Below are 15,848 nucleotides of genomic sequence, written 5' to 3'. Positions count from 1 at the left end.
CGCTGGCCCTGATGGATGCCGAAGCAGTTCTGGACTATCTCCATATCCATGACGGCCGGCGCAGCCTGCGGCAGCGGCTACAGCTGCGCGAGGCTGCGACGACGGTCAGGCTTCGGGGCGCAGGATGAGGACGGCCAACGGCGGCAGGTTGAGCACCAGGGACAGCGCCTGGCCATGACTGGCGACGTCTTCGGTGAAGGCGCCGCCGGAGTTGCCGTAGTTGGAGCCGGCGTAGGTCTCGGCATCGCTGTTGAGCACTTCGCTCCAACGCCCGGCGAACGGCACGCCGATGCGGTAGGCCTGACGCGGCACCGGGGTAAAGTTGGCCACCACCAGCAACGGCTTGCCGTCCTTGCTCCAGCGCAACCAGGCATACACGCTGTTGATCGCGTCATCACCAATCAGCCACTGGAAGCCCTGGGGTGCATCGTCCTGGTCGTGCAGCGCCGGCTCCTGGCAGTACAGGCGGTTGAGGTCGCCCACCAGCTTCTGCACCCCACGGTGCTCCGGATATTGCAGCAGGTACCAGTCCAGTTGCTGATCGTGGTTCCACTCGCGCCACTGGCCGAACTCGCAGCCCATGAACAGCAGCTTCTTGCCCGGATGGGCCCACATGAAACTCAGGTAAGCCCGCAGGTTGGCGAATTTCTGCCAGCGGTCGCCCGGCATCTTGTCGATCAGCGAATGCTTGCCGTGCACCACTTCATCGTGGGAGATCGGCAGGATAAACCGCTCGGACCAGGCATACACCAGGCCAAAACTCAGCTCGTTGTGGTGGTGGGCGCGGTACACCGGGTCCTGCTGGATGTAATGCAGGGAGTCGTGCATCCAGCCCATGTTCCACTTGTAGGCAAACCCCAGGCCGCCCTGCTGGGTACTCTGGCTGACCCCGGGCCAGGCGGTGGACTCTTCGGCAATCACCAATGCGCCCGGCGCTTCCAGGGCCACCACGTCATTGAGGTGGCGCAGGAAGTCGATCGCCTCCAGGTTTTCCCGGCCTCCGTGACGGTTCGGCACCCACTCGCCGGCCTTGCGCGAATAGTCGCGGTAGAGCATCGAGGCCACGGCATCGACCCGCAGGCCGTCGACGTGGAAATGCTTGAGCCAGTGCAACGCCGAAGCCAGCATGAAGCCGTGGACTTCGGTGCGCCCCAGGTTGTAGATCAGGGTGTCCCAATCCTGGTGAAAGCCTTCCAGGGGGTTGCCGTATTCGTACAGCGCGGTGCCGTCGAATTGCGCCAGGCCATGGGCATCGGTCGGGAAATGCGCCGGCACCCAGTCGAGGATGACCCCGATATTGGCCTGGTGGCAGGCGTTGACGAAGGCCGCGAAATCATCCGGCGAACCGTAGCGCGCGCTGGGGGCGAACTGCGACAGCGGCTGATAACCCCAGGAGCCACCAAAGGGGTGCTCCATGATCGGCATCAGCTCGATATGGGTAAAGCCCAGGTCCTGGACATAGGGGATCACCCGCTCAGCCAGTTCATGCCAGTTGTATTGGCGGGCGACTTCCCCCAGGTCGTTGACCTCGCATTGCCAGGAGCCGATGTGCAGCTCATAGATCGACAAGGGCGCGTCAGGCCGCTGGCGCTCGCCACGAGCCTGCATCCACTCGCCGTCCTGCCAATCGATGCTCAGCGGCGCGGCGACCCGGGACGCGGTGTCCGGCGGCAGCTGGGTGGCCAGGGCCATGGGGTCGGCCTTGAGCGGCAGGATCGCGTCGGCGCCGAGGATCTCGTACTTGTAGGCCTCGCCCGGTTGCAGGCGCGGGATAAACAACTCCCAGACCCCGGACGGATGGCGCAGGCGCATGGGATGCCGGCGCCCGTCCCAGATATTGAAATCACCCACCACCGACACCCGCCGCGCATTCGGCGCCCAGACCGAGAAGCGCACGCCATCAACGCCGTCCACGGTTTTCAACTGGGCGCCCAGGCACGAACTGAGGTCGCGGTGGTTGCCTTCGGCGAACAGATACAGGTCCATTTCCCCCAATAGCGGACCGAAGCTGTAGGGGTCTTCGCTGACCTGCTCGCCACCGGCCCACTGGATACGCAGCAGGTAATCCCGGGCCTGGGCGAAGTGCCCGAGAAACAGCCCCGGCACCGGGCCGGTCTCCAGGCTGCCGAGGACTTCGCCGCCGTCCCGGGCCAGCACCTGCACACTCAGGGCATCCGGCAGGAACGCGCGGATAAACTGCCCACCGGCCCCGTCATCGTGGGGGCCGAGAATGGAAAATGGATCATGGTGTTCGGCGCGCACCAGCGCTTCGATGTCTTTCGCACTGGGGAGCAACACCGCTTCGGTCCGACCCTGTTCCTTGTTCGAGAAACTCATGACTGCTCTCCACTACTCGCTGTATCGGAAAAGGGTTGCACTGCACTCAACAGCCCGACCAGGCCGCGTAACGGCACGGCCAACCAGCCGGGACGATTCTCGGCCTCATAGGCCACTTCATAGGCCGCTTTCTCCAGCCCGAACAACAACAGCGAGGCCTCTTCACCGGCGCTGTCCTGCCAGGCATGAGCAAGATTAGCCGTTGCCAAGCGATAGGCCTCGACAAACGCTTCGCGCGCCTGGGCCAGGTAGCGTTCGGTCACCCGTTGCCGGCTGGCCAGGGCTTGCTCCGAGCTATCCACCCCTTGCACATTCAGCGCCATCGCCGCCGCGTAGTCGAACGAACGCAGGACGCCGCTCACATCCTTGTACGGGCTGTGCTTGCCGCGGCGTTCTTCCAGCGGCCGCGCCGGTTCGCCTTCGAAGTCGATCAGGTAGGCATCGCCCTTGATCACCAGCACCTGTCCCAGGTGCAGGTCGCCATGAACCCGGATGCGCAAACCGCCGATGGCCTGCTTGGCCAGGGTTTGCACATAGGCCAGGATCGCCTTCTTACCTTGCAGCAATTGACTGACCCGCTGCCGATCGGCAGGTTCCAGGTTATTTTCATGCTGCTTGAGCAATTGCAGGGCCCGCTCGAGCTGGGCGCTGATCTGCTTGCCCCAGGCCTGGGCGTCCTTGGCCGTGCTCTTGAGCGGGGCAAAGTCCGGGTTGTCGCTGGGCGCCGCGAGCACCTGGTGCATTTCGCCCAGGCGCTGGCCGAGCATGCCGGCAAAGTCCTGCAGTTCACCGAGGGCGTTGTAGTGCTGTTGCTGCTCGGAAATCACCTCGGCCATCTCGTCGCGGATCGCCCGTTCCAGGTTGTTCTGCGTCCACTCCCAGGCATCGCCCTGGTTGCTCAGGTAGCCCTGGGCAATCATCAGCAGATTGTCCTGGCCCTGTTCGTCCCGGCGGATCACCGAACCCAGCAAGGGTGAAATATGGGCGAAGCCGGCGGCCGTCAGGTAGGCGCCCATTTCCAGTTCCGGGTGCACCCCGGCGGCGACCTTGCGGATCAGCTTGAGCACCAGGCTGCCGCCGACCGCGACCGAACTGTTGGACTGCTCCGCCGACAGGTAGCGCACCTCGGACTCGGCATTCAGGCCCAGGCCCGCCAGCAGCTCGGTGGCCTCGAAACGAATCTCGCCCTGGGTCGAACTCAGCACCGTATTGGCTTGCAGCGCCAGCAGCACGTTTCGCACAAAACTGTCGAGGGCGAAGGCATCGGTGATCAGGCCGACCTGGCGCCCCCGGCGCACACGGGCCAGGGCCAGTTGCTGGGGCAAGGCCGCGCCGAACTGGTCTTCGCCCAGCAGGCCGAAAGGCAGCAGATAACGCCCAACCTGGCCGCCACTGGTGACCTCCAGTTCGCTGAACAGCACCGGATGCTGCGGATCGCCAAAGCGCACGCCATAGGCGATACGCACGCCTTCGATCGCACTGTCCTTGCCGGCGAACCAGCGCCGCTTGGGCAGCCAGGTCGGCAGCGCCGTGTGCTCCAGGGTGGTGCGTGCCGGCTCTTCGAGCAATTCTTCGAGGCGTTTTTTCAGCACCAGGGTGTTGAAGTCGGGCAGGCTTTGCGCCGGCTCCACGTGCCAGCTCGGCATCTGGTTTTCCGCCGCCAGCACGAACCAGTAGAAACCGTACGGCGGCAGGGTCAGCAGGAAATTCAGCTGGCCGATGGGTGGGAAGGCATTGCCCCCCAGCATCTCCACCGGAACCATGCCGGCGAACGCCGAGAGGTCCAGCTCCGCGGCCTGGGCACTGCGCGAGACGTTGGCCACGCAGAGGATGATTTCGTGCTTGCCGTCGACCCCGGTGTATTCACGGGTGTAGGCCAGAATCCGCCGGTTGCTCGGCGACAGCATCTTCAAGCTGCCCCGGCCAAAGGCTTTGGACTGCTTGCGCACCGCCAGCATGCGCCGGGTCCAGTTGAGCAGCGAGTGTGGGTCGCCGGCCTGGGTCTCGACGTTGACCGACTGATAGCCATACAGCGGGTCCTGGATCGCCGGCAGCACCAGGCTGGCCGGGTCGGCGCGGGAGAAGCCGCCGTTGCGGTCGATGGACCATTGCATGGGCGTGCGCACGCCATCGCGGTCGCCAAGGTAAATGTTGTCGCCCATGCCGATCTCATCGCCGTAATACAGGGTCGGTGTGCCCGGCATCGACAGCAGGAGGCTGTTGAGCAGTTCGATGCGCCGACGATCGCGCTCCATCAGCGGCGCCAGGCGTCGGCGGATACCCAGGTTGATCCGCGCACGCCGGTCGGCGGCGTAGTAGTTCCACAGGTAGTCACGTTCCTTGTCGGTGACCATCTCCAGGGTCAGCTCATCGTGGTTGCGCAGGAAGATCGCCCACTGGCAGTTGGCGGGAATCTCCGGGGTCTGGCGCAGGATGTCGGTGATCGGGAAGCGATCTTCCTGGGCCAGGGCCATGTACATGCGCGGCATCAGCGGGAAGTGAAAGGCCATGTGGCATTCATCGCCGTTGTCGCCCTTCACATCGCCGAAATACAGCTGGGTGTCTTCCGGCCATTGGTTGGCTTCGGCGAGGAGCATGCGGTCCGGGTAATTGGCGTCGATCTCGGCACGAATCTGCTTGAGGACCACGTGGGTCTCCGGCAGGTTTTCGTTATTGGTGCCGTCGCGCTCGATCAGATAGGGGATGGCGTCGAGGCGCAGGCCGTCGATGCCCATGTCCAGCCAATAGCGCATCACCGACAGCACCGCCTTCATCACCTGCGGGTTGTCGAAGTTGAGGTCCGGCTGGTGGGAATAGAAGCGGTGCCAGAAGTACTGGCCGGCGACCGGGTCCCAGGTCCAGTTGGATTTTTCGGTGTCGAGGAAGATGATCCGCGTGCCGTCGTACTTCTGATCGTCATCGGACCAGACGTAGAAGTCCCGGGCCTTGGAGCCCTTCTTGGCCTTGCGCGCACGCTGGAACCAGGGGTGCTGGTCCGAAGTGTGGTTGATCACCAGCTCGGTAATCACCCGCAGCCCGCGCTTGTGGGCCTCGGCGATAAAACGCTTGGCGTCGGCCATGGTCCCGTAGTCGGCGCTGACCCCACGGTATTCGGCAATGTCATAGCCGTCGTCGCGGCGCGGTGACGGGTAGAACGGCAGCAGCCAGATGGTGTTGACCCCCAGCTCCTTGATGTAGTCGAGCTTGGCGATCAGGCCCGGGAAGTCACCGACGCCATCGTTGTTGGAGTCGAAATAGGACTTCACGTGCACTTGGTAAATCACCGCGTCCTTGTACCAGAGCGGGTCATTGATAAAGGTGGCTGGTCTGGGCTTCTTCGCCATTGGAAACTCCTGAAAATGTGATGGGTCCGGATACTGCGCGAAGGTCGTCAACCTCCCCCTGGCACTGCTCTCGGTGCTCGCGCGGGTTGCGCCAGCACCGGGCGGGCGGGATCAAGGGCTGCTGATGCGCCAGATGCCGAACGGCTGGTGCGGTTCGATGCGCATCCACTGGGTCTTGCCGTACCAGGTCCAGCGGTGGCCGTTCATAAGGTCCTCACCCTGGGTCTGGGCGTCGTCGGGCAGGCCCAACTCCCAGAGTGGCAATTCGAAATGAGCTTCCTGGGCGTTGAACGGGTCGAGGCTGACCGCCACCAGGATGAAGTTGCTGCCATCGGCGCTGCGCTTGCCGAAGTACAGGATGTTGTCGTTCCAGGCGTTGTAGATCGTCAGCCCGAGGTGGCTGTGCAACGCCGGGTTCTGGCGGCGGATGCGGTTGAGTTGGGCGATCTCGGCAATGATGTTGCCCGGCGCGGTGAAGTCCCGGGGGCGGATCTCGTATTTCTCCGAATCCAGGTACTCCTCCTTGCCCGGCACCGGCGCGGCTTCGCACAGCTCGAACCCCGAGTACATGCCCCACAGCCCCGAGCCCATGGTTGCCAGCACGGCACGGATGAGGAACCCCGGGCGCCCCGACTCATGGAGGAAGGCCGGGTTGATGTCCGGGGTGTTGACGAAGAAATTGGGCCGAAAGCACTCGCGCCACGGCGCCTGGTTGAGCTCGGTGAAGTAGGTCGCCAGCTCGCTCTTGGTGTTGCGCCAGGTGAAATAGGTGTAGCTCTGGGAGTAACCGACCTTGCCCAGGCGCGCCATCATCGCCGGGGTGGTGAAGGCTTCCGCGAGGAACATCACTTCCGGGTACTGCGCCCGCACATCGGCGATCAACCACTGCCAGAACGGCAGCGGCTTGGTGTGCGGGTTGTCGACGCGGAAGATCTTCACCCCCTCCTCGACCCAGCCGACCACGATGTCCCGCAGCTCCAGCCACAGGCTGGGGATCGCTTCGGCGGCATAGAAGTCGACGTTGACGATGTCCTGGTATTTCTTCGGCGGGTTTTCGGCGTATTTGATGGTGCCGTCCGGGCGCCAGTTGAACCAGCCCGGGTGCTGCTTGAGCCAAGGGTGATCCTGGGAACACTGGATGGCGAAATCCAGGGCGATTTCCAGGCCGTGCTCGGCGGCCGCGGCCACCAGGCGCCGGAAGTCTTCGCGCGTGCCGAGCTGGGAGTGGATGGCGTCATGCCCGCCCTCCTCGCTGCCAATGGCATAGGGGCTACCGGGATCATCGGGGCCGGCGTTCAGGGAATTGTTGCGCCCCTTGCGAAAACTGCGGCCGATGGGGTGGATCGGCGGGAAGTACAGCACGTCAAAACCCATGTCGTGGATCATCGACAAGCGCGAGTGCACATCATTAAAGGTGCCATGGCGGTGGGGATCGTCGGTGATCGAGCGCGGAAACAGCTCATACCAGCTGGCGAACTGGGCCAGGGAGCGTTCGACGTCCAGCGGGTACTCGGGGCTCAGGCTGAGGTAGGGCCGATGGTCGGCCTCAGCCATCAGCGCCGCACTGTCCGCGGCCAGGAACAACTGCACCTGTTCGGTTTCCAGCAACCCGGACAACCGGTGATGCAACGCGATCAACTGCTCGCGCAACTCGCCCTCGCTGCGTTCGAACGCCAGCTGCACCTGGTTGCGGCCTTCCTGCAACTCAAGGCTGACGGGGATCCCGGCGAGGAATTTTTTCTCCAGCTCGTAGGTGAAGCTGGCGAACTGATCGACCCAGGCTTCAATGCAAAATCGATACAGGCCCTGGGTCGGCACGCTGAACTGGCCGCCCCAGCCGTTGTTGCCCAGGTCGTCCAGGGCCCGGCTGTTCCAGACCTCATCGCCCTCGGCACGCCAACGCACGCGCACCGCCAGCTTGTCGTGACCGTCAGCGAACACTTTGCTGCGCACGTTGATGGTCTCGCCCTCGACCGCCTTGACCGCAAACTGCCCGCCATCGATCACCGGCTCGGTGTTTTCGATGGCGATACGTGGCAGCAGCAAGGCCTGTGACAGCGGTAAATGCGGGTTGTAGTGCAGCTCAGTCGGTTTATCAGCAGTCATCGAGCATCACCCCTTAACGCCCCGTGGACGCTCTTGTACCTGATGTATTCACACGTGGCCCAGACGGGCGCACTTAAGTTCAGAGACTTAAGTTCCGAACCGAGCAGCGCGCTAAAAGTTCAGCCGAATGTGGCGCCGCCGGATGAACTCGGCCGGACGGACGCCGCCAACGGCAGGGAATCAATTCGCCTCACCCAGGGTCCACCCCATGAGCCTGTGCAAAGCCAAGCACAAAGGAGGCCAGTACGATGAATATCCCGATTCCGGCAGAAACCCCCGATCCGAACATCGACCAACCGACCCTGCCCCCAGCGAACCGCAACCGGTGCCGGAACAGGAGCCGCCCGAAAGCACCCCGCCCCCAAGGGCGATCCGCCCAGCACCATGCCGCCGGTGATTGTCGAGCCCAGGGGATGAAGCTTAGACACCTAGGCTGAAGATGCTGAGCAGCTGAGTTCGCAGGCCAGTGGCGCGCTGCCTCGGGCCGCGTTCGGACGCTGGCCTTGAGGCCCAGCGCAGCCTCGTGCCTCGGCAGCGGCAACAGGTTTAGGGTTTGTCCAGCAAGCGCACGATGCGCGGCATCAGGCTGAACACGCCCAGGGCGAGCAAGGTGCTGAGCACGGCGGTGGCCTCGCGCCCCAGCCCCGCAGCGACCCCGATGGCTGCGGTCATCCACAGCCCGGCGGCGGTGGTCAGGCCCTTGACGTGCTGTTCGTCGCCGTCTTCCCGGCCTTTGAGAATGGTCCCGGCCCCGAGAAAACCGATACCGGCGATCACCCCCTGCACCACCCGGCTCATGGCATCGGCCTGGGACCCGGACATCTGCGGCACCAGCACAAACAACGCAGCGCCCAAGGCCACCAGCATATGGGTGCGTACCCCGGCGGCCTTGCCCTTGTGCTCGCGCTCGAACCCGAGAATCCCACCCAGGGTCGCCGCAATCAGCAGGCGCACGGTGATTTGTGTCAGCTGCCTGGCATCGCCGATATCGGCGAACTCGGCCTGCAAGGTTACCCAGACTTCATGCCACCAGGCGTTCATGATTCGATCCTTGTGTGGGGATTTGTGTGGAGAGCGGCGGCGTGCGGTACCTGAACGCGAGCAGCCCTCGACCAAGGATGGACAGCGGCCCAGGGCAAAAAGTGCGGTGCAGTTGCAACGGCACCCGCACCCACCATGACCATTAATCGGTTGCACCGAACCATGCCCGGCTGCGGCGCCCTAACCTGTATCACCCCTGAAAAAGGACTCGCGCCATGAGCCTGCGTATCGAAAACCAGATCTGTTACATCGACACCGACGAAGTCCGCGGCCAGTGGCCCGCCAACGAAGTGACCATCATCACCGACAGTGAAAAATCCATGTCCGCCGTCGAGCTGCAAGGCCAGCGGGTATACATCACCGAAGCAGAAGCCGACGCATTGACCGTAGCAGGCGCTACCGACGGCCGTAAGCACCTGAAGGCCACCGACAGTGAGTCGGTGATTTGACTGACCTGGATCACAGACAAGCGCCGACGCCTGCGTTAGGGCTCGGCGCCACGCGCCAGCGGGAGTTTGCCAGGGTGCAGCAAGTTGTCGCAGGCAGCCCCCGAAGGCGTATCTGATCCGCTTTTTAATGCAATAGCTGAGTCTGTTATGCAAACAGATCGATGGTCATAGTGCACCTGCCTGATGGAGGCTGATGAGCGAAAGACCATGAGCGATAGAATCCCCGTCCGATTAGTAGAAACATTCGAGCCTTCACGCCCAAAGATGAAGGCCAAATCCAGCGACAACCAAATCCACACCCGCAGCTTCAGCGGGTTGTTCCGTACCTTGCGCGTGACCGGCGCCGGCTTTCTGTTCCTGGCGTTTTTCGGCACGGTCTGGCTCAACTGGGGCGGCCGCCAGGCGGTGCTCTGGGACCTTTCCGAAAGCAAGTTCCACATCTTCGGCGCGACCTTCTGGCCCCAGGATTTCATCCTGTTGTCGGCGTTGCTGATCATCTGCGCCTTCGGCCTGTTCGCGATCACCGTGTTCGCCGGCCGGGTCTGGTGCGGCTACACCTGCCCCCAGAGCTCCTTTACCTGGCTGTTCATGTGGTGCGAGAAAGTCACCGAAGGCGAGCGCAACCAGCGGATCAAGCTGCAAGCGGCGCCCTGGGGGCCGAACAAACTGGCACGACGCGCGGCCAAGCACACGCTGTGGCTGGGCATCAGCGTGATGACCGGGCTGACCTTCGTCGGCTACTTCACCCCGATCCGGCCCCTGGCCCAAGAGCTGCTGACCTTGCAGATCGGCGGCGTCAGCCTGTTCTGGGTGCTGTTCTTCACCGGCGCCACCTACATCAACGCCGGCTGGCTGCGGGAAGCGGTGTGCATGCACATGTGCCCGTATGCACGCTTCCAGAGCGTGATGTTCGACAAGGACACCCTGACCATTTCCTACGACGTGGCCCGTGGCGAAAACCGTGGTCCGCGCAAGCGTGACGTCAAGCCGGCGGACGTTGGCCTCGGCGACTGCATCGACTGCCACTTGTGCGTGCAGGTCTGCCCGACCGGCATCGACATCCGCGACGGCCTGCAAATGGAATGCATCGGCTGCGCGGCCTGTATCGACGCCTGCGACTCGATCATGGACAAGATGAATTACCCCCGCGGCCTGATCAAATACACCTCGGAGCATCAGTTGCAGGGCGGCAAGACGCACCTGTTGCGACCGCGCCTGATCGGTTACTGCGCGGTGCTGGTGATCATGATCGGCGCCCTGGCCCTGGCCCTGGTGGAACGGCCGATGGTGTCCCTGGACGTGAGCAAGGACCGTGGGCTGTTCCGCGAGAACAGCGAAGGCCAGATCGAGAACATCTACAGCCTCAAGGTCATCAACAAGACCCAGCAGCGCCAGGACTATCGCGTCGAACTGGTGGACGGCGATGGCTTCAAGCTGCAAGGCAAGACCGAGTTCAGCCTGGCGCCCGGGGAAATCACCGACTTCCCGGTGTCCGTGGCCATGATCACCGACAAGCCGCAAAGCAGCTCGCAGACCATCGGTTTCAAAGTCACCGACACTGACCAGCCCGAAGTCTACAGCGTGGCCAAAAGCCGTTTTGTGGCGCCATTGAATCGCTGAGCCTTAAGATGCGCTGCTTTTGTTGAGCAAGCGATCCTCTGTGGCGAGGGAGTCCGCTCCCTCGCCACACCAGCAATCCGAATTCAGTCCATCGCGGGATACCGATGAAACGCTACGAAAAATTTGCCGAGGACATCGCCGAACTGATCCGTTCCGGAGTCCTGGGCCCCGGCCAGCGCGTGCCGTCGGTGCGCTACGCCAGCCAGACCTACGGGGTCAGCCCGTCCACGGTATTCCAGGCCTATTACCTGCTTGAACGCCGCGGGCTGATTCGCGCCAGGCCGCGTTCCGGCTACTTCGTCAACACCCATGCGCCAAGCCCGTTCTCGGAGCCGGTGATCAGCAGCCAGGTCAGCGAGTCCACCGAAGTCGACGTCAGTGAACTGGTGTTCTCGGTGCTGGACTCGATCAAGGACCCGACCACCGTGCCCTTCGGCTCGGCCTTCCCCAGCCCGACCCTGTTCCCCCTGCAACGCCTGGCCCGCTCCCTGGCCAGCGCCAGCCGCGAGATGGACCCGCGCATGGTGGTCACCGACATGTCCCCGGGCAACCCGCAACTGCGGCGCCAGATCGCCCTGCGCTACATGGTCGGCGGGCTGATGCTGCCCATGGAAGAACTGTTGATCACCAACGGCGCCCTGGAAGCCCTGAACCTGTGCCTGCAGGCCGTGACCGAACCCGGTGACCTGGTGGCGATCGAGGCCCCGGCCTTCTATGCCAGCCTGCAGGTGCTGGAGCGGCTCAAGCTCAAGGCCGTGGAGATCCCCGTGCACCCACGGGACGGGATCGACCTCGGGGTGCTGGCGCAGACCCTGGAGCGTCATCCGATCAAGGCCTGCTGGTGCATGACCAGCTTCCAGAACCCCATGGGCGCGACCATGCCCGAAGCCAAGAAACAGGAACTGGTGGAATTGCTGCGGGTGCACCAGGTGCCGCTGATCGAAGACGATGTCTACGCCGAACTGTATTACGGCCAGCAGGCGCCGAAACCGGCCAAGGCCTTCGACACCGAAGGCCTGGTGATGCACTGCGGCTCCTTCGCCAAAAGCCTGGCCCCCGGCTACCGCATCGGCTGGGTCGCTGCCGGGCGCTACGCGCAGAAGATCGAACGCCTGAAACTCATGACCTCGCTGTGCGCCTCGATGCCGGCCCAGGCCGCCATCGCCGACTACCTGCAGCACGGTGGTTATGACCGACACCTGCGCAAACTGCGCTACGCCCTGGAAGAACAGCAAAGCGCCATGCTCGCGGCGATTGCCCGCTACTTCCCGGCCCAGACCCGGGTCAGCCAGCCGGCCGGAGGCTACTTCCTGTGGCTGGAACTGCCGCCGCAAATGGACTCGCTGAAACTGTTCCAGATGGCCCTGGCCCAGGGCATCAGCATCGCCCCGGGGCCGATCTTCTCGCCGACCCAGCGCTTCAGGAACTGCATCCGCCTGAACTACGGCAGCCCATGGGACGAAGCCATGGAACGGGCCATGGAAACCCTGGGGCGGATTGTCCGTTCTTTCTGAACCGGGCCTTGCAGCCCGGGGGCAATTGCGGCAGCATCCGCCCTCGAATTTTTCCAGGGATGGAGCGCGCCATGGGCGAAGACCTCTACGATGAGTCGCTGATCGACTATCAGGACGCCAAGGAGCAGTTGATCAAGGCCATCTACCGTGGACGGTTGCCGCTGCTGACCCAGGAGCTCAACGCCTACGACACGGTGCAGGCGATCCTCGAGCTGGAAGCGGTGCGTTTTGCCGACGACGAGGAAGACGCTTTCTTCGACCTGGCCTTGTCCCTGGTGGGCTGGATCCCCGGCCCGGGCCAGGACCTCAAGCTGATCCTGCGTGCCATCAACCGTGCACCCCAACGCCATGCCCGCAGCCTGTTCGATCTGATCCGCTATAGCCTCGAAGCCTGCCGGATCAAGACCAGCCCGGAGCAGTTGCTGGAGAAGACCCTCGACGCGCAACGCCTGAGGGATGACATGCTGCTGGTGCAGCAGGTGGTGGAACAGTCCCGGCACTTCCTCGGGCTGACCCCGCAGCAACAGACCATGGTCCGCCATAACCTCAACGAAGCCACGGGGCACAGCGGGTTCCTGATCCAGACCCTGCAGGAACGCATCGCCCCCTGGGTGGCCGTGCAGCGCAACAGTTCGGGAGCCGATACCGGCAGCCAGGAGCCGGCGCGATTCCTCAAGCCCCAGTCCCAACAACGCCCCGGCGCCCTGCCGGGGGCCGGGGCCAGCGATGGCGCCAAGACTACCCAGAGCCTCAATCAAGGCAGCGAGGGCAGCGGCAACTGGCTGGAACTGAACCTGCACTACGGCAACCTGGAACCGGTGTCCGGCGCGGCGTACCGGGTGATCTTCAGCGATGGCTCGGAGCGCCAGGGCAGCCTCGACGACGAAGGCTTCGCCCGCCTCGAAGACGTGCCCTTCGGCCCGGCCAAGGTGTATTACGGCGAAGACCCGCGGCCCTATCACCGCCTGCCGTTGCAGATCGTTGAGGGCGATGTCGAACAGTTGCGAGAGGAGCTTGACGAGCTGGGCCTGGACCTCGATGAAACGGACCTGGCGCAGTTGTTCGAAGAAACCTCAGGCCGCCGGGCCCCCTTTACCCCGCTGATCTTTGAATGAGCCTGGAGCGCCCATGAACAGACGACAGGTTTTTCTCAGCCAACAGCAGTACCACGACCTGCGCCACAGCCTGGCAGGCACCGAGCAGATGTTGCTGGCACACCCGATGCCGCCTGATACGGGCAAACAGGGCCCACAACTGGAAGCCCTGGAAATTCAGACTGCGACCCTGAACGCGCTGATTCTCGAGTACACCGCCGGGGCCGACATCGCCTCCCTGGCCGGGCGCCTGGACCGCTTGATCCTTGATTACGAGCGCCATCAACAGGCCCTCGGCGACTGGCTCGAGGCACCGGACATTGCGCCCCTCGACATCCAGTCCGCGGTGCATGAGTTCGAGGAATATGTGCAAGTCATCAGCCTGTGCATCCTGCTCCAGCGCAGCGACCTGCTGCCGCGTTTCGTCGCGCTGTTCGACCGCGCCGGCTATCACGGCGAAGACACCCTGGTGGAAGACCTGCTCAAGCCGTTCCTGGCCGAGCGGCTGGACCTGGACGAGTGGTACCACGAACTGTATACGCCGCTGATCAACGCCATCTATGCCGAGGACCGTGCCGAAGCCGCCGAATTGCTGGAGGAATACTGCAACCAGTGGTACCCGGCCTTCACCCAGGCACCCTGGTTCGACAGCCATCAGCAGGTCGATGACAGCGAGTATGTTGGCTACTGGGCCTTCGAGGCGGCTGCCATCGCCTACCTCTATGACCTGGATGACAGCCGGGTCAAACACCTGATTTACCCACGGGACCTGGTGCAATACGCGCGGCGTTTCAGCCCGCCGCCGATCCCCTCGCCCGCCGACCACGACTGACCCCCATCTTCCTCATCAGGTTATGAATTGCCCATGAAATCCTTGATCAAACCCTTGCTGGTCGCCGTATTGGCGGCTGCCCTGTGCAAACTGCTGATGAGCCTGGTCGTGCCCTACGCATTGATGCTGCTGATCCCCGACAGTTGGAACGACAGTTTGCCAATCTGGACCAACCTGCTGGTCTCGGGCTTTATTACAGGGCTGGTGGTGGTGCGCGTGTTGCCTGCGCAGCGCTACTACGTGATACCGATGCTGATCCTGATATTCGCGCTGCTGATCATCGGCGGTTATGCACTCCACCGCTGCAACGGCGCGCAACTGGCGGCAATCGACCAGTTGGCGAGCCAGACCTGGACCGACATCGGCAACCCTGATCCAGTGTCGCCACCCCAGGTGGCGGTAGACCTGAGTGCCGCGCCGGGCGTGACCCAGGATGGCCAGGGCTTCAGCTACAGCTGCGTGCGCCCTGGTGAAACCCTGGACTACTTCCTGAGCCTGCACATGATGTACGGCATCAGCCTGCTGGGGCTGCTGCTGGCCTTGCTGCTGAGCCACCGCAGCCGCAGGCCGCGCCTGGGCTGAAGCGGCCTGCCCGTGGCGAGGGAGTTGGCTCCCGCTGCGCTGTGCAGCGGTCCCAGGCTCAAGCGCGAATCAACGGCCGCCAGCCAGGTCGATGATGCTGCCGGTGGAGTACGAGGCCTTGTCCGACAGCAGCCAGATAATCGCCTCGGCCACTTCATCAGGGCGTCCGCCGCGGCCCATGGGGATCGCGCTTTCGAGCTTGCTGACACGGTCGGCGTCGCCGCTCAGGGCATGGAAGTCGGTGAAGATATAACCCGGACGCACCGCGTTGACCCGGATCCCCTCCCCGGCCACTTCCTTGGACAGGCCCAGGGTGAAGGTGTCCAGCGCGCCCTTGGACGAGGCGTAGTCGATGTACTCGTTGGGCGAACCCAGGCGCGCCGCGGCCGACGACACATTGACGATACTGCCGCCCTGCCCGCCATGGCGTGGCGACATGCGCAGCACCGCCTGCTTGGCGCACAGCATGGGCGCCAGGACATTGGTCTTGAGTACTTTGAGAATGCGGAACTCGGACATCTCGTCGAGACGGGATTTGTGCCCCACGGTCCCGGCATTGTTGACCAGGGCGGTCACCCGTCCCAGTTCGGCGTCGACCCGGTTGAACAGGCTGATCACCTCGTCCTCGATGCTCACATCGGCGCGGACCGCAATGGCCTGGGCCCCCAGCGCGCGCACTTGCTCCAACACCGCGAGCGCCGATTGTTCGTCGGCCTGGTAATTGATGCAGATCCTATAGCCCTGCTGCGCGGCGAGCACCGCCGTGGCAGCGCCAATCCCCCGTCCGCCGCCAGTGATGACGATGACTTTATCCATACGGCCAATCCCCTTGCTGATCCTTTAAACCCGGGCAATTAAACACCCTGCGCGCAGCGATGAAAACTGCTTTGCCCAGTGGATGCCTGGTCCTCTCCAACACTGCAATCCTT

The 15,848-nt window shown here is 63.6% G+C and carries 11 protein-coding genes; 6 read left to right on the top strand and 5 right to left on the bottom strand.

The genetic code is table 11. From position 1 onward, the window contains the following. Window positions 1-105 precede the first annotated feature (105 nt). The 4 genes from glgB to JFU57_RS22265 all read right to left on the bottom strand — a co-directional run bounded on the left by glgB (window position 106) and on the right by JFU57_RS22265 (window position 8,828). Entirely contained in the window at window positions 106-2,337 is a 2,232-nt protein-coding gene (gene glgB / locus JFU57_RS22280) for a 1,4-alpha-glucan branching protein GlgB (protein WP_078472123.1), read from the bottom strand. After that, window positions 2,334-5,681, bottom strand: coding sequence for a maltose alpha-D-glucosyltransferase (treS, locus tag JFU57_RS22275; RefSeq protein ID WP_201130797.1), 3,348 nt, complete (start codon window positions 5,679-5,681; stop codon window positions 2,334-2,336). The genes glgB and treS overlap by 4 nt, the downstream gene beginning before the upstream one ends. A 111-nt stretch (window positions 5,682-5,792) precedes the next feature. Beyond that, a complete protein-coding gene (locus JFU57_RS22270; RefSeq protein WP_201130796.1) occupies window positions 5,793-7,787 on the bottom strand; it encodes an alpha-1,4-glucan--maltose-1-phosphate maltosyltransferase in 1,995 nt (664 codons plus the stop codon). A gap of 546 nt (window positions 7,788-8,333) precedes the next feature. After that, the gene (locus JFU57_RS22265; RefSeq protein ID WP_078472120.1) at window positions 8,334-8,828 is read right to left on the bottom strand and encodes an MgtC/SapB family protein; all 495 of its coding nucleotides are present in this window, start codon (window positions 8,826-8,828) and stop codon (window positions 8,334-8,336) included. Window positions 8,829-9,043: 215 nt separating this feature from the next. Between JFU57_RS22265 and JFU57_RS22260 the strand changes: the two genes are divergently transcribed. From JFU57_RS22260 to JFU57_RS22235, 6 genes are all read left to right on the top strand, one after another. Then, the gene (locus JFU57_RS22260; protein ID WP_078472119.1) at window positions 9,044-9,277 is read left to right on the top strand and encodes a DUF3203 family protein; all 234 of its coding nucleotides are present in this window, start codon (window positions 9,044-9,046) and stop codon (window positions 9,275-9,277) included. 207 nt (window positions 9,278-9,484) lie between these two features. Continuing rightward, window positions 9,485-10,897, top strand: coding sequence for a cytochrome c oxidase accessory protein CcoG (gene ccoG / locus JFU57_RS22255; RefSeq protein WP_078472118.1), 1,413 nt, complete (start codon window positions 9,485-9,487; stop codon window positions 10,895-10,897). Between the two features lie 104 nt (window positions 10,898-11,001). Beyond that, complete coding sequence (gene mapR, locus JFU57_RS22250; protein ID WP_020300422.1) at window positions 11,002-12,411, top strand: GntR family transcriptional regulator MpaR; 1,410 nt, start codon at window positions 11,002-11,004, stop codon at window positions 12,409-12,411. A gap of 71 nt (window positions 12,412-12,482) precedes the next feature. Continuing rightward, entirely contained in the window at window positions 12,483-13,526 is a 1,044-nt protein-coding gene (locus tag JFU57_RS22245) for a hypothetical protein (protein ID WP_201130795.1), read from the top strand. Between the two features lie 13 nt (window positions 13,527-13,539). Then, the gene (locus tag JFU57_RS22240; RefSeq protein WP_201130794.1) at window positions 13,540-14,337 is read left to right on the top strand and encodes a PoNe immunity protein domain-containing protein; all 798 of its coding nucleotides are present in this window, start codon (window positions 13,540-13,542) and stop codon (window positions 14,335-14,337) included. Between the two features lie 33 nt (window positions 14,338-14,370). Next, complete coding sequence (locus tag JFU57_RS22235; protein WP_242487534.1) at window positions 14,371-14,919, top strand: hypothetical protein; 549 nt, start codon at window positions 14,371-14,373, stop codon at window positions 14,917-14,919. A gap of 69 nt (window positions 14,920-14,988) precedes the next feature. On the opposite strand, the gene JFU57_RS22230 is transcribed toward JFU57_RS22235, so the two are convergent. Next, window positions 14,989-15,735 carry an SDR family oxidoreductase gene (locus JFU57_RS22230; RefSeq protein WP_078472115.1) on the bottom strand — a complete coding sequence of 249 codons (747 nt, stop codon included), beginning with the start codon at window positions 15,733-15,735 and terminating at the stop codon, window positions 14,989-14,991. Window positions 15,736-15,848 lie beyond the last annotated feature (113 nt).

The sequence above is a fragment of the Pseudomonas sp. TH07 genome (genome assembly GCF_016651285.1).
In the GTDB taxonomy this organism is placed as follows: domain Bacteria; phylum Pseudomonadota; class Gammaproteobacteria; order Pseudomonadales; family Pseudomonadaceae; genus Aquipseudomonas.
This window is presented reverse-complemented; position numbering and strand designations above follow the sequence as displayed.

Coding starts and splice junctions, on each gene's coding strand:
- treS (WP_201130797.1), bottom strand. CDS start 5,681: ATGGCGAAGAAGCCCAGACCAGCCACCTTTATCAATGACCCGCTCTGG.
- JFU57_RS22240 (WP_201130794.1), top strand. CDS start 13,540: ATGAACAGACGACAGGTTTTTCTCAGCCAACAGCAGTACCACGACCTG.
- JFU57_RS22230 (WP_078472115.1), bottom strand. CDS start 15,735: ATGGATAAAGTCATCGTCATCACTGGCGGCGGACGGGGGATTGGCGCT.
- JFU57_RS22235 (WP_242487534.1), top strand. CDS start 14,371: ATGAAATCCTTGATCAAACCCTTGCTGGTCGCCGTATTGGCGGCTGCC.
- JFU57_RS22270 (WP_201130796.1), bottom strand. CDS start 7,787: ATGACTGCTGATAAACCGACTGAGCTGCACTACAACCCGCATTTACCG.
- JFU57_RS22245 (WP_201130795.1), top strand. CDS start 12,483: ATGGGCGAAGACCTCTACGATGAGTCGCTGATCGACTATCAGGACGCC.
- glgB (WP_078472123.1), bottom strand. CDS start 2,337: ATGAGTTTCTCGAACAAGGAACAGGGTCGGACCGAAGCGGTGTTGCTC.
- mapR (WP_020300422.1), top strand. CDS start 11,002: ATGAAACGCTACGAAAAATTTGCCGAGGACATCGCCGAACTGATCCGT.
- ccoG (WP_078472118.1), top strand. CDS start 9,485: ATGAGCGATAGAATCCCCGTCCGATTAGTAGAAACATTCGAGCCTTCA.
- JFU57_RS22260 (WP_078472119.1), top strand. CDS start 9,044: ATGAGCCTGCGTATCGAAAACCAGATCTGTTACATCGACACCGACGAA.
- JFU57_RS22265 (WP_078472120.1), bottom strand. CDS start 8,828: ATGAACGCCTGGTGGCATGAAGTCTGGGTAACCTTGCAGGCCGAGTTC.